General features: G+C 71.7%; 18 protein-coding genes. 9 read left to right on the top strand and 9 right to left on the bottom strand.

Going from position 1 to position 17,111, the window contains the following annotated elements:
- The first annotated feature begins 42 nt into the window (after positions 1 to 42).
- Both AC3YNX_RS03495 and AC3YNX_RS03490 read left to right on the top strand, forming a co-directional pair.
- Positions 43 to 1,677: a catalase gene (locus tag AC3YNX_RS03495; RefSeq protein WP_489994611.1), complete on the top strand. Its 1,635-nt coding sequence runs from the start codon at positions 43 to 45 to the stop codon at positions 1,675 to 1,677.
- A 160-nt stretch (positions 1,678 to 1,837) separates the two neighbouring features.
- The gene (locus AC3YNX_RS03490) at positions 1,838 to 2,980 is read left to right on the top strand and encodes an acyl-CoA dehydrogenase family protein (protein ID WP_489994610.1); all 1,143 of its coding nucleotides are present in this window, start codon (positions 1,838 to 1,840) and stop codon (positions 2,978 to 2,980) included.
- An 18-nt stretch (positions 2,981 to 2,998) separates the two neighbouring features.
- On the opposite strand, the gene AC3YNX_RS03485 is transcribed toward AC3YNX_RS03490, so the two are convergent.
- The gene (locus tag AC3YNX_RS03485; protein WP_127784335.1) at positions 2,999 to 3,235 is read right to left on the bottom strand and encodes a hypothetical protein; all 237 of its coding nucleotides are present in this window, start codon (positions 3,233 to 3,235) and stop codon (positions 2,999 to 3,001) included.
- Positions 3,236 to 3,398: 163 nt separating this feature from the next.
- Between AC3YNX_RS03485 and AC3YNX_RS03480 the strand changes: the two genes are divergently transcribed.
- Positions 3,399 to 4,103, top strand: a complete 705-nt coding sequence (locus tag AC3YNX_RS03480; RefSeq protein WP_489982139.1) for an SOS response-associated peptidase — start codon at positions 3,399 to 3,401, stop codon at positions 4,101 to 4,103.
- Positions 4,104 to 4,109: 6 nt separating this feature from the next.
- Here AC3YNX_RS03480 and AC3YNX_RS03475 read toward each other — a convergent pair whose 3' ends face one another.
- On the bottom strand, positions 4,110 to 4,262 hold the full coding sequence (locus tag AC3YNX_RS03475) for a hypothetical protein (RefSeq protein ID WP_164860677.1): 153 nt from the start codon (positions 4,260 to 4,262) through the stop codon (positions 4,110 to 4,112).
- A 100-nt stretch (positions 4,263 to 4,362) separates the two neighbouring features.
- On the opposite strand from AC3YNX_RS03475, the gene AC3YNX_RS03470 reads away from it, so the two are divergent.
- On the top strand, positions 4,363 to 5,751 hold the full coding sequence (locus AC3YNX_RS03470; RefSeq protein ID WP_489994609.1) for an aminotransferase-like domain-containing protein: 1,389 nt from the start codon (positions 4,363 to 4,365) through the stop codon (positions 5,749 to 5,751).
- 92 nt (positions 5,752 to 5,843) lie between these two features.
- Positions 5,844 to 6,611 carry a pentapeptide repeat-containing protein gene (locus AC3YNX_RS03465; RefSeq protein ID WP_489994973.1) on the top strand — a complete coding sequence of 256 codons (768 nt, stop codon included), beginning with the start codon at positions 5,844 to 5,846 and terminating at the stop codon, positions 6,609 to 6,611.
- A gap of 14 nt (positions 6,612 to 6,625) precedes the next feature.
- Here the strand turns inward: AC3YNX_RS03465 and AC3YNX_RS03460 are convergent, their stop codons facing one another.
- Entirely contained in the window at positions 6,626 to 7,627 is a 1,002-nt protein-coding gene (locus tag AC3YNX_RS03460) for a hypothetical protein (RefSeq protein WP_489994608.1), read from the bottom strand.
- A gap of 103 nt (positions 7,628 to 7,730) precedes the next feature.
- Here AC3YNX_RS03460 and AC3YNX_RS03455 point away from each other — a divergent pair, with 103 nt between their 5' ends.
- From AC3YNX_RS03455 to AC3YNX_RS03445, 3 genes are all read left to right on the top strand, one after another.
- Positions 7,731 to 8,606, top strand: coding sequence for an ROK family protein (locus tag AC3YNX_RS03455; protein ID WP_489994607.1), 876 nt, complete (start codon positions 7,731 to 7,733; stop codon positions 8,604 to 8,606).
- Positions 8,607 to 8,818: 212 nt separating this feature from the next.
- Complete coding sequence (locus AC3YNX_RS03450; protein ID WP_241249330.1) at positions 8,819 to 9,337, top strand: C40 family peptidase; 519 nt, start codon at positions 8,819 to 8,821, stop codon at positions 9,335 to 9,337.
- 208 nt (positions 9,338 to 9,545) lie between these two features.
- A complete protein-coding gene (locus AC3YNX_RS03445; protein WP_127784328.1) occupies positions 9,546 to 10,028 on the top strand; it encodes a C40 family peptidase in 483 nt (160 codons plus the stop codon).
- A 10-nt stretch (positions 10,029 to 10,038) separates the two neighbouring features.
- Here AC3YNX_RS03445 and AC3YNX_RS03440 read toward each other — a convergent pair whose 3' ends face one another.
- The 4 genes from AC3YNX_RS03440 to AC3YNX_RS03425 all read right to left on the bottom strand — a co-directional run bounded on the left by AC3YNX_RS03440 (position 10,039) and on the right by AC3YNX_RS03425 (position 15,109).
- The gene (locus AC3YNX_RS03440; protein ID WP_489994606.1) at positions 10,039 to 11,844 is read right to left on the bottom strand and encodes an acyl-CoA dehydrogenase; all 1,806 of its coding nucleotides are present in this window, start codon (positions 11,842 to 11,844) and stop codon (positions 10,039 to 10,041) included.
- Between the two features lie 284 nt (positions 11,845 to 12,128).
- A complete protein-coding gene (locus AC3YNX_RS03435) occupies positions 12,129 to 12,311 on the bottom strand; it encodes a hypothetical protein (protein ID WP_489994605.1) in 183 nt (60 codons plus the stop codon).
- Between the two features lie 121 nt (positions 12,312 to 12,432).
- Positions 12,433 to 14,262, bottom strand: coding sequence for a phosphoenolpyruvate carboxykinase (GTP) (locus AC3YNX_RS03430; protein WP_489994604.1), 1,830 nt, complete (start codon positions 14,260 to 14,262; stop codon positions 12,433 to 12,435).
- Positions 14,263 to 14,485: 223 nt separating this feature from the next.
- The gene (locus AC3YNX_RS03425; RefSeq protein ID WP_489994603.1) at positions 14,486 to 15,109 is read right to left on the bottom strand and encodes a DUF6802 family protein; all 624 of its coding nucleotides are present in this window, start codon (positions 15,107 to 15,109) and stop codon (positions 14,486 to 14,488) included.
- Between the two features lie 104 nt (positions 15,110 to 15,213).
- On the opposite strand from AC3YNX_RS03425, the gene AC3YNX_RS03420 reads away from it, so the two are divergent.
- Positions 15,214 to 15,747: a gluconokinase gene (locus AC3YNX_RS03420; protein WP_127784323.1), complete on the top strand. Its 534-nt coding sequence runs from the start codon at positions 15,214 to 15,216 to the stop codon at positions 15,745 to 15,747.
- Positions 15,748 to 15,768: 21 nt separating this feature from the next.
- Here the strand turns inward: AC3YNX_RS03420 and AC3YNX_RS03415 are convergent, their stop codons facing one another.
- Together AC3YNX_RS03415 and AC3YNX_RS03410 are read right to left on the bottom strand one after the other, a co-directional pair.
- Positions 15,769 to 16,257, bottom strand: coding sequence for a dihydrofolate reductase (locus AC3YNX_RS03415; RefSeq protein ID WP_489994602.1), 489 nt, complete (start codon positions 16,255 to 16,257; stop codon positions 15,769 to 15,771).
- Positions 16,258 to 16,264: 7 nt separating this feature from the next.
- On the bottom strand, positions 16,265 to 17,104 hold the full coding sequence (locus AC3YNX_RS03410; protein WP_489982132.1) for a thymidylate synthase: 840 nt from the start codon (positions 17,102 to 17,104) through the stop codon (positions 16,265 to 16,267).
- Positions 17,105 to 17,111: the final 7 nt, after the last annotated feature.

Raw genomic sequence — 17,111 nt, 5'->3', positions numbered from 1 at the left:
CAATCGCGGCACCTGAGAACACCGAACGAAAGGTCTCCACCGATGACTGACCAAGCCAGGACTCTTACCAACCGACAGGGACACCCTGTCTACGACAACCAGAACTCGCGCACGGTCGGCTCGCGTGGCCCGGCGACCCTGGAGAACTACCAGTTCCTCGAGAAGATCAGCCACTTCGACCGCGAGCGAGTCCCGGAGCGCGTCGTGCACGCCCGTGGCGCCACGGCGTTCGGCTACTTCGAGGCTGACGGCACTTGCGGCGACGAGCCCATCTCCAAGTACACGCGCGCCAAGCTGTTCCAGGAGAAGGGCAAGCAGACCGAGCTCGCTGTCCGCTTCTCCACCGTGGCCGGCGGCAAGGACTCCTCCGAGACGGCCCGCGACCCCCGCGGCTTCGCGGTGAAGTTCTACACCGAGGACGGCAACTGGGACCTGGTCGGCAACAACCTGGGTGTCTTCTTCATCCGGGACGCCATCAAGTTCCCCGACTTCATCCACTCGCAGAAGCCCGACCCGGTCACCTTCGAGCGTCAGGTCGCCAACCGCGTCTTCGACTTCGCCTCGCAGACTCCCGAGTCGCTGCACATGTTCAACCTGGTCCTGAGCCCCCGCGGCATCCCGGCCAGCTACCGCACCATGCAGGGCTTCGGCGTCAACACCTACAAGTGGGTCAACGAGCAGGGCGAGACCCAGCTGGTCAAGTACCACTGGGTGCCCAAGCAGGGCGTGAAGAGCTGGACCGAGGAGGACGCTGCCGTGGTGCAGGGTCGCGAGCTCGGCGTGCACACCCGTGACCTCTACGAGGCCATCGACAACGGCGAGTACCCCGAGTGGGAGCTGTACGTCCAGCTCATGGACGACCACGACCACCCCGAGCTGGACTGGGACCCGCTGGACGACACCAAGACCTGGCCGGAGAACGACTTCCCGCTGCGCAAGGTCGGCAAGATGGTGCTCAACCGCAAGCCGGTGAACTTCTTCGCCGAGAGCGAGCAGATCGCCTTCGGCACCGGCGTGCTGGTGGACGGCCTGGACTTCTCCGACGACAAGATGCTCGTCGGCCGCACGTTCAGCTACTCCGACACCCAGCGCCACCGCGTCGGCGCGAACTACCTGCAGCTGCCGGTCAACTCGGCCAAGAACGCCAAGGTCGCCACCAACCAGCGTGACGGCCAGATGACCTTCGGCGTCGACCTGGCGGAGGGGCAGAACCCGAGCGTCAACTACGAGCCGTCCATCACCGGCGGCCTGCAGGAGGCGTCCAAGCCCGCCCACAGCGAGCAGGGCCCGGAGATCAGCGGACGCCTCACCCGCGCCCGCATCGAGCGGACCAACGACTACCAGCAGGCTGGTGAGCGCTACCTGCTCTCCATGGACTGGGAGAAGGACGAGCTGGTCAGCAACTGGATCGGGAACCTGTCGCAGTGCGACAAGCCCATCCAGGAGCGCATGCTGTGGCACCTGTTCATGGCCGAGGACGAGCTGGGCCAGCGCGTCGGCGAGGGCCTGGGCATGACGGCGGACGACGTCCGCCACCTCGAGCCCCTGGCCACGCAGACCCTCAGCGAGGTGGAGCTCAAGCGCGCCGCGAACCTGGGCAAGAACGGTCGTCGCGACGTCTCCGGCGTCGTCATGACCCACTGCGTCCCCGTCGAGCGGGACGTCCAGGCCAGCTGATCCTGCGCACGGGGCTACTCGTCCCGTGACGGTCAGCAGCACTCCAGCGGGGGTGGGAGCACATCGTGCTCCCACCCCCGCTGTGCTGTCTCCGGTGTCGGCCCATCCTGCAGTCGATACCGTGGTGCTCCGCTCACGTACTAGCTGAAGGAGCCCCACCGTGGCTGTCGACCGCCTGCTGCCCACCGCCGAGGCCGCGGACCTCATCGCGCTCACCCGCGAGCTGGCGGACAAGGAGCTGGCGCCGGTGGTGGAGCAGCACGAGCGCGACGCCACCTGTCCCGAGGGCCTGTTCGCCACGCTGGGCGAGGCCGGCCTGCTGGGCCTGCCCTACCCCGAGGAACTCGGTGGCGGCGGTCAGCCCTACGAGGTCTACCTGCAGGTGCTCGAGGAGCTCGCCTCCCGCTGGGCCGCCGTCGCGGTGGCCACCAGCGTGCACGGGCTGTCCTGCTTTCCGCTGGCCACCTACGGCACGGCCGAGCAGCAGCAGGCGTGGTTGCCGGACATGCTCGGTGGACAGCTGCTGGGTGCCTACAGCCTGTCGGAGCCGCAGGCCGGCTCCGACGCCGCGGCGCTGACCTGCCGGGCCCGCCGCACCGACGCCGGGTACGTCGTCAACGGCAGCAAGGCCTGGATCACCAGTGGGTCCAGGGCCGACTTCTACACGTTGTTCGCCCGCACCGGCGAGGGCTCCAAGGGCATCTCCTGCTTCCTGGTGCCGGCGGACACGCCGGGGCTCAGCTTCGGCCGGCCGGAGGACAAGATGGGGCTGCGCGGGGTGCCCACCACCGCTGCCAGCTACGACGACGCCGTCATCGACGCCGGTCGGCTGATCGGCGCCGAGGGGGACGGCCTGCGCATCGCGTTCAGCGCGCTGGACTCCGGGCGGCTGGGCATCGCCGCGGTCGCCACCGGGCTGGCCCAGCGCGCGCTGGACGACGCCGTCGCCTACGCCAAGGAGCGCAAGACCTTCGGCAAGGCGATCATCGACCACCAGGGCCTGGGCTTCCTGCTGGCCGACATGGCGGCGGCGGTGGACTCCGCCCGCGCCACCTACCTCGACGCGGCCCGGCGTCGCGACCTGGGTCGCCCCTACGGCCGGCAGGCCAGCGTGGCCAAGCTGGTGGCCACCGACGCGGCCATGAAGGTGACCACCGACGCCGTGCAGGTGCTGGGCGGCTACGGCTACGTGCGGGACTTCCCGGTGGAGCGCTACATGCGCGAGGCCAAGGTGATGCAGATCTTCGAGGGCACCAACCAGATCCAGCGCCTGGTGATCAGCCGGGGGCTGGCGGCGGGCTAGCGCCGGCACTCGGGCGGGTCAGCCGGCGTCGGACTCGCGCTGGCGGTCCAGCTCGGGCAGGTCCTGCTGCACCACCCGGAGGTAGGCCCAGCCACCGGCGCGATCTTCCAGGCGGTGGTGCTGGAAGCGGAAGGTGTCCCGCCCGTCGTCGCGGAAGGTGACGCTGGGGCCACAGACGCAGTCGTCGGTGTGGTGCGCGACGGCGTCCTCCAGCGGCACCACGTGCAGGGCGAACATTTTCTCGGCCTTGGCCATGGGGGTCACTCCTTCAGTGGCGCCCGAGCTGGCGGCCCGAGCGCCTGTACTTCGTGCTCACAACAAAGGTAGGCCCGCGCCACCGGGATTTTCCACTGATTTATGACGAACCAGACACTGGCTGCGCCGCGTGCCGTCGGGGCTCCGGGGCAGACTGGGGCGCATGTGCGGCCGATTCGCCACCACCCAGACCGATGACGAGCTCCTCCAGGTGTTCGGCGCCGCCGAGGCGGTCGGTGAGCCGCTCCCGCCGTCCTACAACGTCGCACCCACCGACCCGGTGCGCACGGTGCTGGAGCGGGTGCCCAAGGACCACCCCGACTCCGCCGCGGTGCGCCAGCTGCGCACCGCCCGCTGGGGTCTCATCCCCTCGTGGGCCAAGGACCGCAAGATCGGCGCGAAGCTGATCAACGCGCGGATGGAGACCGTCACCGAGAAGCCGTCCTTCAAGGCAGCCGCGAGTCGCCGGCGCTGCCTGGTGCCGGCCAACGGCTACTACGAGTGGGAGAAGCAGGGCGCCACCAAGGTCCCGCACTTCCTGCACGGCGACGGGGTGCTGGCCATGGCCGGCCTCTACGAGCTGTGGCGTGACCCGCAGGCGGCCGCGGACGACCCGGACCGGTGGGTGCTGTCGGTGACGGTGCTGACCACCACCGCCAGCGACACCCTGGGCCACATCCACGACCGCAGCCCGGTGCTCGTGCCCGGGGAGCTCCGCGACGCGTGGTTGGACCCGACGATCACCAACCCGCACGAGGTGCAGCAGCTGCTGGCCGAGGTCGGAGAGCCGCACCTGGAGCCCTACGTGGTGAGCACCGCGGTGAACAACGTCGCCAACAACAGCCCCGAGCTGCTGCGCCCGGTCTGAGCACCGCTAGCTCCAGTGCTGCTCGCGGTCGCGCACGGCCCGCAGGTCCGTCCGCTGGCGCGCGGCGTCGCGGTCCCGGTGATCAGTGGGCAGCAGGCCGACCAGCGGGACGGCGGGGGCGAACAGGCGCAGCAGGCGCGGGGTGGGCCGCCAGGCCACAGCTGTCCTGGTCCAGCGGACCCAGCTCCGTTGCGGCGTGGACTGCCGCCCGAGCAGTAGCGGCAGCGAACTGGGGGCGATAGCGCTATCGTTGCGTCTCATGTTTGACGATAGCAGTGTGGGTCGGGTTGCGCGAGAGGTGTTTCGGCGCATCGAGGGCGCCCCGGCAGGGACACGGCTGCCCAGCACCCGGGCGCTGGTGGACGAGCTCGGCGTCAGCACCACCACCGTCGCGCAGGCGGTGGCCCGGCTGGTGGCCGACGGTGCGGTGGTCACTCGACCGGGCCGAGGCAGCTTCACCGCGCCGCGTCGTCGCTCGGTGGCCCGCGACACCACCTGGCAGGAGGTCACGCTCGGGGCCAGCCCGGTGCAGACCGCCGGGCTGCCCGAGGCGCTGGGCACCGTGGACCCCGACGTGCTGCAGATGTCGGCGGCCTACCTCGGTGCCGAGCTGCGCCCGGACCACCGCCTCTCCGCGGCGCTGGCCCGGGCGGCCCGCCGGCCGGACGTGTGGGCCCGGCCCCCGGTGGCGGGTGTGCCCGAGCTGCGGTCGTGGTTCGCCGCCCAGGTGGGCGGGCAGCCCGACGAGGTGCTGGTGACCCCGGGCGGGCAGGGCGCGGTGTCGGCCATCATGCGGGCGATCGTGCCGGCGGGCGAGCCGGTGCTGTTTGCCACGCCCACCTACCCGGGGGCAGTGGCTATCGCCCGCAGCGCCGGGCTCACCCCGGTCCCGGTGCCCACCGACGGCGACGGCGTGCGCCCCGAGCTGCTGGAGCGGGCGCTGCAGCTGAGCGGGGCGCGGCTGGTGTACCTGCAGCCGGCCTACGCCAACCCGGACGGCAGCGTGCTGGCCGCGGAGCGGCGCGGCGAGGTGCTCGAGCTGGCCCGGCGCTTCGGCGCGTTCATCCTGGAGGACGACTGGGCCCGCTGGCTCGGGCACGGCACCCCGCCGCCGCCGGCGCTGAGCCGCGACGACGAGCACGGGCACGTGCTCACGGTGAGCTCGCTGACCAAGGCCACCGGGCCTGGCCTCCGGATCGGCGCGATCCTGGCCCGCGGCCCGGTGGCCGAGCGGGTGATGGGCATGCGGCTGGTCGACGACCTGTTCGTCTCCGGCCCGCTGCAGCACGCGGCGGTGGAGATCGTCACCGCCCCGGCGTGGTCCAGCCACCTGCGGGCCCTCGGAGCCGGGCTGGCCAGCCGCTGCGCCACCCTCGCCGCCGCGCTGGCGGCGGAGCTGCCCGACTGCCACTTCACCCCACCGCGGGGCGGGGTGTCGCTGTGGCTGGAGCTACCCGAGGGCATCGACGAGACCGACGCGGCCCGGGCTGCGCTCGCCGAGGGGGTGACGGTTGTCCCCGGCCGGCACTACACGCTGGGCGAGCAGGCTCGAGCACACCTGCGGCTGTCCTTCGCCAGCCTCACCGAGGCGCAGATCGTCACCGCGGTGGGACGGCTGGCGCGTGCGCTGGACCCGCTGCGGTCCTGACCGCACGACGTGGCTCCTAGGATGGGGTGGTGGCCAGCACGGGGAGTCGCAACCTGGTGGCCGACTGCAGCAGCTGCTTCGGCCTCTGCTGCGTGGCGCTGCCCTTCGCTGCGTCGGCCGACTTCGCCATCGACAAGGACGCCGGCGATCCCTGCCCTAACCTGAAGCCGGACTTCGGCTGTGGCATCCACGACCACCTGCGCCCCGCCGGGTTCAGGGGCTGCACCGTGTTCGACTGCTTCGGCGCCGGCCAGCACGTCGCGCAGCACACCTTCGGCGGACACGACTGGCGGCAGGCGCCCCACACGGCGCGGCAGATGTTCGCGGTGCTGCCCGTGGTCCGGCAGCTGCACGAGCTGCTCTGGTACCTGGCCGAGGCCCAGACCCTGGCCGCAGCGCAGCCGCTGCGGACCGAGCTGGCCCAGGCCGCTGCGCTGATCGAGCGCCTCAGCAACGGCGACGCAGCGGCGCTGCTCGCGCTGGACGTGGCCGCGCACCGTGCCGAGGTCAGCGCGCTGCTGCTGCAGGCCAGCGAGCTGGCGCGGGCCGAGGTGCCGCTGTCCCGGAAGGCCCGCAGCAGGCGCAACCACCGGGGCGCCGACCTCGTCGGTGCAGCGCTGGCCGGTGCCGACCTGCGGGCAGCGAACCTGCGGGGCGCGTACCTGGTGGCGGCCACGCTGCGCGGGGCGGACCTGCGGCTGGCGGACCTCATCGGTGCCGACCTGCGCGACGCCGACCTCTCCGGGGCGGACCTGCGCGGAGCCCTGTTCCTCACCGCGTCACAGCTGCGTGCCGCCCGCGGTGATGCAGCCACCAGGCTGCCTGCCACCCTGGAACGGCCAGCGCACTGGCTGCCCTAGCCGGTGCGGGCGGGCTAGGCCTGGTGGGGCCGGGTGGCGGGGCCGTCCGGGGTGGGGTCCGTCCGGACCGGACCGGCCTCGTCCTCGTCGTCCTCGATCTTCTGCTCCCCGCGCTTGCGGAAGAACTTGAAGCCGGGAATGCCCACCGCGGCCTCGCGCACGTCCTTGGCCACCTCGAGCAGGTCGCTGACGTCCGGGCCCACCCGGTCCAGCGTCTCCAAGATGGGCAGGATGTCGCTCTCCATGTGCTCGACCAGCACCGGCGCGTGGTCGACGAACCGGATGATCGCCTGCAGCTCCTTCTCGGAGAGCGAGTCGAGGAAGCTGCGCAGCTTGGGTGCGGCCTGCTGGGCGAGGGGCCGGTACAGGTCCAGCAGCTCCTGGGCCACCCCGGAGAGCTGCTCGGCGGAGAGCACCAGCTCACCGGCGCCCCCGGCCACCCCCTGCGCGGTGGACAGCGTGTCTGCAGCCTCCAGCGTCAGCCCACGGGCCGAGCCCAGCACGTCGCCGGTCTGCACCACCAACCCGCGGGCGGCGCCCACCGCCTCCCCGGCGTCCAGTGCCACCACCCGGGCCGTGCCCACCACGTCAGCGGCGTCCAGCGCCACGGCGCGGGCAGTTCCCACCACGTCGCCGGCCTCCAGTGCCACCACCCGGGCCGTGCCCACCACGTCAGCGACGTCCAGCGCCACGGCGCGGGCGGTTCCCACCACGTCCCCGGCCTCCAGTGCCACCACCCGGGCCGTGCCCACCACGGCCTGGGCCTGGGCGGCCACCAGCTCGACGATCCCGACCACCGCCTTGGCGTCCATGGCCACCGTGCGCACCTCGCCGACCGTGGCCTCGGCCTCGTCGACCACCTTGGAGACCCGTTGCAGCAGCAGCTCGACGTCGGTGAGTGCGGCCCCGACCCGGCCGGGCAGCGTCACGGCCAGTGCCGCCGTCTCCAGGGACCAGTCGGCGACCCCGCGGGCAGCACCGAGGAGCTCGCGCGGGGACGGGATGAGCCAAGCCATCCGTTGATAGTGCCTCACCGGTCGGCGTGACGTGGATCATGGGCGGCGGTCCTGCGGGACTCGCTGACCCGCAGGCCGTCTCGCGGTTGGCAGACTGCGGGGCATGGCGGTGCTCGGGTTGGACGTGGGCGGGACCAAGCTCGCGGCGGCGCTGCTGGACGAGGACGGCACCGTGCTCAGCTCCGCCACGGTGGCCACTCCGGAGCGGGACGTGTGGCAGGCCGTCGACCAGGTCCTGCGGCGGGCGGCGGGCACGCAGCAGCCCACCGGCATCGGTATCGGGTCCGCGGGGCCCATCGACCGAGCGGCGGGCACGGTCAGCCCGTTGAACATCCCGACCTGGCGTCGGTTTCCCCTGGTGGCGGCGGTCGAGGACGCGTGGCCCGGCCGACCGGTGCGCCTGGCTGGCGACGGCGGCTGCATGGCCATTGCCGAGCAGCGCTTCGGGGCCGGCCGCGGCATCGAGGACCTGCTGGGGGTGGTCGCCTCCACGGGGGTCGGCGGCGGCGTGGTCCGCTCCGGGGCGGTGGTGCACGGTCACACCGGCAACGCCGGCCACATCGGGCACGTCGTGGTGGAGCCCGACGGGGATCCCTGCGCCTGCGGCGGCGTCGGGTGCCTGGAGACGGTGGCCAGCGGGCCGGCGGCGGTGCGGTGGGCGCGGGCCCGCGGCTGGGCGGGGGCGGACGGTCGGGCGCTGGCGGCCGCCGCGGCTGCGGACGACCCGGTGGCGGTGGCAGCCCTGGCCAGGGCCGGTACCGGCCTCGGTCAGGCGCTCGCCTCCAGCGCCGCGCTGCTGGAGGTGGGCCTGGTGGTGCTGGGCGGCGGATTCTCCCTCGCCGGGGAGCCGCTCTGGCGGCCGCTGCGGGAGGCGGTGCAGCGGTACGCCCGGTTGGGCTTCACCCGTGACCTCCGGGTGGTGCCCGCTCAGCTCGGCGCCGCGGCAGGGGTGGTCGGCGCCGCTGCTCTGCACCTCTGAGTGCTGCCTTGGTCACAACGAGTGCCTAGGTCGGTTGACTGATTTTGCCTGGTGGTTACCTTCGATATTGCCTTCGTTGACACGGCCGGGATCGAGCTGGGCCGCGCGAATGCCCAGGTCGGACGGCCGGAGCAAGGTGACCCTGTCCCCGACCCAGAGAGGGAGCAATGTTCTCCGTCCCAGCGACTGAGTCTCGTCGCAAGGCGCGTCGGATGATGCTCGCGACCGTCGCCGGTGCTGCTGCTGCGATGACCTTGGCGCCCACCGCAACCGCTCAGGCCCAGGTGCCGACGGGTGCGGCCACCACGACCAAGTCCACGACGGCGACCGTCAAGCAGGTCGCCCCCAAGGCCTACAAGGCGACGACGAGCAAGATCACCGTCAGCAACGCGGCTCAGCGTGCCGTCAACGTCGCGCTGGCGCAGGTGGGCAAGCCCTACGTGTGGGGCGCCACCGGCCCGAGCTCCTTCGACTGCTCCGGCCTGGTGCAGTACGCCTACAAGCAGGCGGGTGTCTCGCTGCCCCGCACCACCAGCCAGCAGGTGAAGGTTGGTGTCGCGGTGACGGCCTCGCAGATGCAGCCCGGTGACCTGGTGTTCGCCTACGGCGGCGGCCACGTCGGCATCTACGTCGGCAACGGCAAGTACGTGCACGCGCCCACCTCGGGCGACGTCGTCAAGGTCGCCTCGGTGCCCTACGGGCAGATCACCGCGATCCGGCACGTCACCTAGCGCACCCCGACCGGTGCGGTGCCGCGCACCGCACCGGTCACCACAGTGCGGTATGTCACGGCTTGAGCCGAGGCTGTTGACCTTCGTGACCATTTCGTTACCGTTAGAGTCACTTCCCGCCCAGCCCGGTTCACCCCGTGCGATGCGCGCCACGTCGGGCGCACGTGGGCGGGGTTCGACGCAACCGTCCCCGAACCCCCAAGGAAACATGCCTTCCGAGATCGCGACCAAGCCCCGTCACTCCTTCCGCCGCCTGGTGCTGGCGGCCGCCGCCGGCGCCTCCGTGCTGGCGATGGCTCCGACCGCCGCCGCGCAGGCCGCGCCGGCACCGGCCAGTGCCAGCGTCGTCAGCCCGTCCGTGCTCGCCATGGACGTGGCACTGGCCCAGGTGGGCAAGCCCTACGTCTACGGCGCCACCGGCCCCGGCGCGTTCGACTGCTCCGGCCTGGTGCAGTTCTCCTACGGTCAGGTGGGCATCTCGCTGCCCCGCACCACAGGGGAGCAGGCCGGCGTCGGTTTCCCGGTCGCCTACGACCAGCTGGCCCCCGGTGACCTGGTGTTCGTCTACGGCGGCGGACACGTCGGCATCTACGTCGGCAACGGCCAGTACGTCTACGCGCCCACCTCCGGCGACGTGGTCAAGGTCGGGGCCGTGCCCTACGGCGAGCTGACGGGCGCGCGCCGCATCTAGCCAGCAGCCGCTAGAACCACGCCGGGTCGGCGTCCAGCACCGTGGTGTCCAACGACGCCAGCAGGTCGAGCTGGGCGCCGACCTTCGGCAGCTCGAACCGGAAGAAGTAGCGGCCAGCCTGTCGCTTGCCCGCGTAGAAGTCCCCGGTGCCCGGCTGGGCCGCGAGCAGCTGCTCCAGCCACATCCAGGCGATCACCGTGTGCCCCAACGCCTCCAGGTAGACCGAGGCGTTGGCCAGGGTCACCGCGGGGTCGCCGGCGGCGAACAGCGCGGCGGTCACCGCCCCCACTCGCTCCACCACCACGCGCAGCTGCGCGCCCAGCTCTGCCAGCTCGCCGCCGGCCTGGTCCGCCCGTTGCACGGTGGCGGCCACCGACTCGCCCAGCAGCCGCAGGCCCGCCCCACCGCGCATGCTCATCTTGCGCCCCAGCAGGTCCAGGCCCTGGATCCCGTGGGTGCCCTCGTGGATGGGGTTCAGCCGGTTGTCCCGGTACATCTGCTCGACGTCGTAGTCGCGGGTGTAGCCGTAGCCCCCGTGCACCTGGATGGCCAGGCTGTTGGCCTCCAGGCACCACTGCGACGGCCAGCTCTTGGCCACCGGGGTGAGCACGTCCAGCAGCAGCGCCGCCCGCTCGCGATCGGCCGGCTCCGGCGCGGTGTCCTGCTCGTCCACCAGCCGGGCGCAGTACAGGCCCAGCGCCAGCCCGCCCTCCACGTAGGACTTCTGGGCCAGCAGCATGCGGCGCACGTCGGCGTGCTCGATGATCGGCACCGGCGGCGAGGCCGGGTCCTTGGCGGTGGCCGGTCGGCCCTGGGTGCGGGTGCGGGCGTAGTCCAGCGCGTGCAGGTAGCCGGTGTAGCCCAGCGCCGTGGCGCCCAGGCCCACCCCGACGCGGGCCTCGTTCATCATGTGGAACATGTAGGCCAGCCCGTGGTGCTCCTCGCCCAGCAGGTAGCCCACTGCGCCGGCCGCGCCGCCCGGGGTGTGCTGGCCCTCGCCGAAGTTGAGCATGGTGTTGGTGGTGCCCCGGTACCCCATCTTGTGGTTGAGCCCGGCGAGCACCACGTCGTTGCGCTCACCCAGGCTGCCGTCGTCGTCGAGCAGGACCTTGGGCACGATGAACAGCGAGATCCCCTTGACCCCGGCCGGACCGCCCGGGACCTTGGCCAGCACCAGGTGGACGATGTTCTCGCTCAGCTGGTGGTCGCCGCCGGAGATCCACATCTTGTTGCCGAAGAGCCGGTAGGTGCCGTCAGCCTGCGGCTCCGCTCGGGTGGTGATGTCAGCCAGCGAGGACCCGGCCTGCGGCTCGGACAGGCACATGGTGCCGAAGAAGCGTCCCTCGGTCATGGGGCGCACCCAGGTGTCCACCTGCTCGGGTGTGCCGTGCGCGACCAGCAGGTTGGCGTTGGCCATGGTGAGGAACGGGTACGCCGACGTGCCGACGTTGGCGGCCTGGAACCAGGCCAGCATCGCGCGGGCGACGACGCTGGGCAGCTGCATGCCACCGAGGGACTCGTCGAGCTGGCCGGACATCAGGCCCGCCTTGGCGAACACGTCCAGCGCGGCGGCGACCTCGGGGATGAGCTCGACGGTGCCGTCCGGGCGCATCACCGGCTCGTTGGCGTCGGCCTTCTTGTTGTGCGGCGCAAAGTGCTCGGTGGCGATCTGCTCGCCCAGCTCGAGCACCGCGTCGAAGGTCTCCCGGGAGTGCTCGGCGAAGCGCGGCCGGGTGGTCAGCGAGGTGACGTCCAGCCACTCGTGCAGGAGGAAGGCAAGGTCGCGGCGAGAGAGGATCAGTCCCGACTTGTCCATGCCGTCATCTCACCACGCGGTGGCAGGCCCGGGCCGGGCTGGGGGGAACTACTCAGGGGCGGTGGGTAGGCCCACCGAGTCGCCCCGGGCCGGAGCGGCCGTCTCACCTGTGCACGGCGACGACGGCTGAGGGGTTGTGCAGAGACTCGCACCCCGCCGGGGACGAGGAGAGGAGCTGACCACGTCGAGGCTGGACCGCGGAGGGGCGGTACGGCCGCGACACCCGCCGTCGACCGTCGAGCGGCAGCGCGGCCCGGGTGAGGGTGAACCTCCCCGGGCCGCGCTCACTCGTGCCAGGGCCGATGGCCCTCCCGCCAGCTACGGCTCGGCCTCGACCTCGACTCGCGCAGCTGCTCGGGCCGGACGACGCCCACTCCCGGGTGCTCGCCGGTGAGCCCACGCCGCCGGAGCCGGTGCACCACCAGGCTGAACACCAGCCAGAGCGCGGCCAGCGCAGCGATCACCATGACCGTCTCCACGCGCTCCACTCTCCCCCTGCACGGCCGAGGGGCGGGCACCCGGCCGGTTGGCCTGCGGTACCCGCCCCTCGGGCAAGCGCTCACACCCGCGTGGGGTGCGTCGTCGTGGTCAGCCCAGGCGGTGCTTGAGCGCGTCGAGCTCGTCGCTCAGGCTGCTGGGCAGCTTGTCCCCGAACATGGTGAACCACTCCTCGATGGAGGGGATCTCGCGCTTCCACTCCTCGTCGTTGACCTCCAGCGCCAGGTCGACGTCCTCGAGGCCGCCGGTGAGGCCGTCCAGGTCGATGTCGGCGCTGGTGGGCACGTAGCCGATGGCGGTCTCCCGCGCCGCGGCCTTGCCCTCGATGCGCTCGATGGCCCACTTGAGCACGCGGGCGTTCTCCCCGAATCCGGGCCACAGGAAGCGCTTGTCCTCGCCCCGGCGGAACCAGTTGACGTAGAAGATCTTCGGCAGCTTGGACTCGTCCGCGGACTTGCCCAGGTCGATCCAGTGCTGCAGGTAGTCACCGGCGTTGTAGCCGATGAAGGGCAGCATGGCCATCGGGTCGCGGCGGACGTCACCGACCTTGCCGCTGGCGGCAGCGGTCTTCTCGCTGGACATGGTGGAGGCCATGAAGACCCCGTTCTGCCAGTTGCGGGACTCGGTGACCAGCGGGATGGTGGTCGCCCGGCGGCCGCCGAAGAAGATCGCCGAGATCGGCACACCCTTGGGGTCGTCCCACTCCGGCGCGAGCACCGGGCACTGCGACATCGGGGTGCAGTAGCGGGAGTTGGGGTGGCTGGAGAGCTCGCCGCTCTCCGGCGTCCAGTCCTCCTGCTTCCAGGACGTCAGGTGCTGGGGGTCGCCCTCCATGCCCTCCCACCACACGTCGCCGTCGTCGGTCATCGCGACGTTGGTGAACAGCGAGTTGCCGCGCTCGATGGTGCGCATGGCGTTGGGGTTGGTGGCCCAGTTGGTGCCGGGGGCGACACCGAAGAACCCGAACTCCGGGTTGACGGCGTACAGCCGGCCGTCCTCGCCGAAGCGCATCCAGGCGATGTCGTCGCCGAGGGTCTCGACCTTCCAGCCCGGGATGGTGGGCTCGAGCATGGCCAGGTTGGTCTTGCCGCAGGAGCTGGGGAACGCGGCGGTGGCGTAGTAGACCTTCTCCTCCGGCGAGGTCAGCTTGAGGATGAGCATGTGCTCAGCCAGCCAGCCCTCGTCGTGGGCCATCGCCGAGGCGATGCGCAGCGAGTAGCACTTCTTGCCCAGCAGCGCGTTGCCGCCGTAGCCGGAGCCGAAGCTCCAGATCTCGCGGTCCTCCGGGAAGTGGGTGATGTACTTGGTGTCGTTGCAGGGCCACGCGACGTCGGTCTCGCCCTCGGTCAGCGGCGCACCCACGGAGTGCAGCGCCTTGACGAAGGGGGCGTCGGTGCCGAAGCGCTCGAGCGCCACGTTGCCCATGCGGGTCATGATCCGCATGGAGACGACGACGTACTCGGAGTCGGTGAGCTCCACGCCCAGCTTGGGGTCCTCGGCGTCGACCGGGCCCATGCAGAAGGGCACCACGTACATGGTGCGGCCCTTCATGCAGCCGCGGTAGAGGTCGGTCATGAGCGACCGCATCTCCGTGGGGTCCATCCAGTTGTTGGTGGGGCCCGCACTGGACTCCTCGCGGGAGCAGATGTAGGTGCGCTCCTCGACGCGCGCCACGTCCGCCGGGTCGGAGGCGCACCAGAAGGAGTTGGGCTTCTTCTCCGGGTTGAGCCGGGTGAAGGTCCCCGCGTCGACGAGCTGCGTGGTGAGTCGGTCCCACTCCTCGTCCGAGCCGTCCACGAAGACGACACGGTCAGGCTGGGTGAGCTCGGCAACGTCTCGTACCCAGGCCAGCAGGTCGCTGTGCTGGGTTGGCACGGTGCCGTTCTGCTCGTCGAGGCCGGGAATGGTCGCTGCCGTCATCAGACTCTCCTGAAGTGGACCGAAGCAGGACCTGACGAGCGGAGCCGACAGGCCCGGCTGCGGCCCTTGAAGGGACGCGGCTCGGGTGCCTGCCGGGTGGCGGGCACGAGCGCCGGGTTCAGTACGTCCTTAGGTTAACTGGGCGGCCCGGAGAAAAGCGACTCCACTTAGGGGAATTGGTCACAAGTTGGTCACGGCCCCTGGCAAAGTCGGCGCAAGCGCGCTACCGGGCGATCCACTCGCCGGTGACGGGGTCGGTCACGGCCGGCGCCGGCGGCTCGGTGGCTCCCGCGCCGGGGCTGCCGGTGCCGTCGCCGAGGTCCCCGCCCCCGGCCTCCCGCCACTGGCCGTCAGCACCCTGTTCGTAGGAGGTGTGCTCCCCGCTGCTGGTCACCTCGGTCAGCACGTCGGCAGTGCCGTCACCGTCCACGTCGGTCACCAGCACGGTCCGGCCGGCGGTCTGCAGCACGGCGGTGTCGGCCACGCCGTCGCCGTCGGAGTCCACGGTGGAGGGACCGGCTTGGTCTGCGGCGGCCTGGATCTCGGCGGAGACCGTGGGCGCGGTAGACACGGCTGCGGGGGTGGTCCTGTCGTCCGCGGTCCAGGTGCCGGTGGCGGGATCGAGGACGGCGTGGCCGAGGACCTTGCCGTGCACGTCGTAGCGGGTGAGCTCGTCCGCCGCGCCGTCCCCGTCGGTGTCGGAGTACTCGTAGCTGCCGTCGACGGTGTCCAGGTGGACGGTGTCCGCGATGCCGTCGGCGTCCGCGTCGACGGTGGCGTGGTAGGTGTGCTCGTCCCCGTCCACGGTGACGGTCAGCAGCTCGGCCGGGCTCTCGTCGATGTGCATGGACATTCCTCTCGGCAGGTTCGGGTCGGAGGTGAGACTCCCTCGCCTCGGGTTCGGTTCCCTCAGGGCATGCTCGCGGCCGCGGCCGGCGCTAGGGTCGCGCCATGCGCAGCCGGAGCCCCCAGGTGGTGGTGATGGGCGTCGCGGGTGCCGGCAAGAGCACGGTGGCGCGGTTGCTGGCTGAGCGGCTGGGGGCGGAGGTGGGCGACGCCGACGACTTCCACCCGCCGGCCAACGTCGCCAAGATGTCGGCGGGCGAGCCGCTGGAGGAGGCAGACCGGTCGCCGTGGCTGCTGGCGGTCAGTGCCTGGATGCAGGAGCGGGCCGACGCCGGGCGCACTGCGGTGATGGCCTGCTCGTCCCTGCGGCGGGCCCACCGCGACGTGCTGCGCGCTGCCGCCGGCGACATCTGGTTCCTGCACCTGCACGGCTCGCCGGAGCTGCTGTCGCGCCGCCTGGGCTCACGCGTCGGGCACTTCATGCCCCCGGAGCTGCTCGGCTCGCAGCTGGCCGCGCTGGAGCCGCTGGGCCGGGACGAGGCGGGGATGACCGAGGACGTCACCGCCCCGCCCGCCGTGCTGGCCGAGCGCGCTGCCCGGGCGCTGCGGCTGGGCGAGGGCGTCGCCCGGGTGCAGTAGCGCCCGGCCTCGGCCAGCTCCTCACCGTGCGTAGGTGACGATCCGGTACCGCAGGCCGGTGGTGGAGGTGTGCCAGCCCCGCTGGGGGTCGCGGTCCACCACCTGCCACCGCGAGCCGATCTCGGGGGCGTGCACGTCACCGTCCACCGGGTCAGCCAGCTCGGTGACCACCAGCTGCTCGGCCAGGGGCATCGCCGCCGCGTACACGCTGGCACCGCCGATCACCCAGGTGTCGCCGGCACCGAGGGCGACGGCCTCCTCCAGCGAGTGCACCACGGTGGCGCCGAACGCGGTCCAGCCAGGCTGCTGGGTGAGCACCACGTTGTTGCGGCCGGGCAGCGGGCGCACCAGCGGCGGCAGCGACTCCCAGGTGGCGCGGCCCATCACCACGGTGGCACCGCGGGTGGTGTGCCGGAAGTGGGCGAGGTCCTCGGGCAGGTGCCAGGGGAGGTCGCCGTCCCGGCCGATGACGCCGTTGGCGGCCTGCGCCCAGATCAGGTTCAGACCCATGCCGGCCTCACACCGCCACCGGCGCCTTGATGGCCGGGTGGTGCTGGTAGCCGACCACCTCGAAGTCGGCGTAGGAGTAGTCGAAGATCGAGGACGCCTTCTGCAGCTTCAGCTGGGGGAAGCCGTAGGCGGTGCGGGCGAGCTGCTCGCGGACCTGCTCGACGTGGTTGTCGTAGATGTGGCAGTCGCCGCCGGTCCAGATGAAGTCCCCGACCTCCAGGCCTGCCTGCTGGGCCACCATGTGGGTGAGCAGGGCGTAGCTGGCGATGTTGAACGGCACGCCCAGGAACAGGTCGGCGCTGCGCTGGTACAGCTGGCAGGACAGCTTGCCGTCGGCCACGTAGAACTGGAACAGCGCGTGGCAGGGCGGCAGCGCCATCTGGCTGATCTCGCCGACGTTCCAGGCCGAGACCATCATCCGGCGGGAGTCCGGGTTGGTGCGCAGGGTCTGCATCACCTCGGCGATCTGGTCGACGTGGCCGCCGTCCGGGGTGGGCCAGGACCGCCACTGCACGCCGTAGACCGGGCCGAGCTCACCGTCGGCCCCGGCCCACTCGTCCCAGATGCTGACGCCGTGCTCGTGCAGCCAGGCGACGTTGGAGTCGCCCCGCAGGAACCACAGCAGCTCGTAGGCCAGCGACTTGAAGTGCACCCGCTTGGTGGTGACCAGCGGAAATCCCTCGGCGAGGTTGTAGCGCAGCTGGTGGCCGAAGATGCTGCGGGTGCCCGTGCCGGTGCGGTCGGCCTTGGGCGTGCCGTGCTCGAGCACGTGCGCGAGCAGGGCTTCGTACTGGGTGTTCGGGGCGGGCTGGGTACCGGGAGCAGCCGAGGTGTTCACCGCGACCACCCTAGGC

The organism is Rhodococcus sp. Z13_19A (assembly GCF_058133575.1).
Note: the sequence above shows the minus strand (reverse complement) of the source record. Positions and strands in the feature narration are given on the sequence as shown.

Bases quoted from the DNA above. Each gene is read 5' to 3' on its own strand.
- AC3YNX_RS03495 (WP_489994611.1), top strand. From the start codon at position 43: ATGACTGACCAAGCCAGGACTCTTACCAACCGACAGGGACACCCTGTC.
- AC3YNX_RS03485 (WP_127784335.1), bottom strand. From the start codon at position 3,235: ATGGCCAAGGCCGAGAAAATGTTCGCCCTGCACGTGGTGCCGCTGGAG.
- AC3YNX_RS03480 (WP_489982139.1), top strand. From the start codon at position 3,399: ATGTGCGGCCGATTCGCCACCACCCAGACCGATGACGAGCTCCTCCAG.
- AC3YNX_RS03470 (WP_489994609.1), top strand. From the start codon at position 4,363: ATGTTTGACGATAGCAGTGTGGGTCGGGTTGCGCGAGAGGTGTTTCGG.
- AC3YNX_RS03460 (WP_489994608.1), bottom strand. From the start codon at position 7,627: ATGGCTTGGCTCATCCCGTCCCCGCGCGAGCTCCTCGGTGCTGCCCGC.
- AC3YNX_RS03455 (WP_489994607.1), top strand. From the start codon at position 7,731: ATGGCGGTGCTCGGGTTGGACGTGGGCGGGACCAAGCTCGCGGCGGCG.
- AC3YNX_RS03450 (WP_241249330.1), top strand. From the start codon at position 8,819: ATGATGCTCGCGACCGTCGCCGGTGCTGCTGCTGCGATGACCTTGGCG.
- AC3YNX_RS03445 (WP_127784328.1), top strand. From the start codon at position 9,546: ATGCCTTCCGAGATCGCGACCAAGCCCCGTCACTCCTTCCGCCGCCTG.
- AC3YNX_RS03440 (WP_489994606.1), bottom strand. From the start codon at position 11,844: ATGGACAAGTCGGGACTGATCCTCTCTCGCCGCGACCTTGCCTTCCTC.
- AC3YNX_RS03435 (WP_489994605.1), bottom strand. From the start codon at position 12,311: ATGGTGATCGCTGCGCTGGCCGCGCTCTGGCTGGTGTTCAGCCTGGTG.
- AC3YNX_RS03430 (WP_489994604.1), bottom strand. From the start codon at position 14,262: ATGACGGCAGCGACCATTCCCGGCCTCGACGAGCAGAACGGCACCGTG.
- AC3YNX_RS03425 (WP_489994603.1), bottom strand. From the start codon at position 15,109: ATGCACATCGACGAGAGCCCGGCCGAGCTGCTGACCGTCACCGTGGAC.
- AC3YNX_RS03420 (WP_127784323.1), top strand. From the start codon at position 15,214: ATGCGCAGCCGGAGCCCCCAGGTGGTGGTGATGGGCGTCGCGGGTGCC.
- AC3YNX_RS03415 (WP_489994602.1), bottom strand. From the start codon at position 16,257: ATGGGTCTGAACCTGATCTGGGCGCAGGCCGCCAACGGCGTCATCGGC.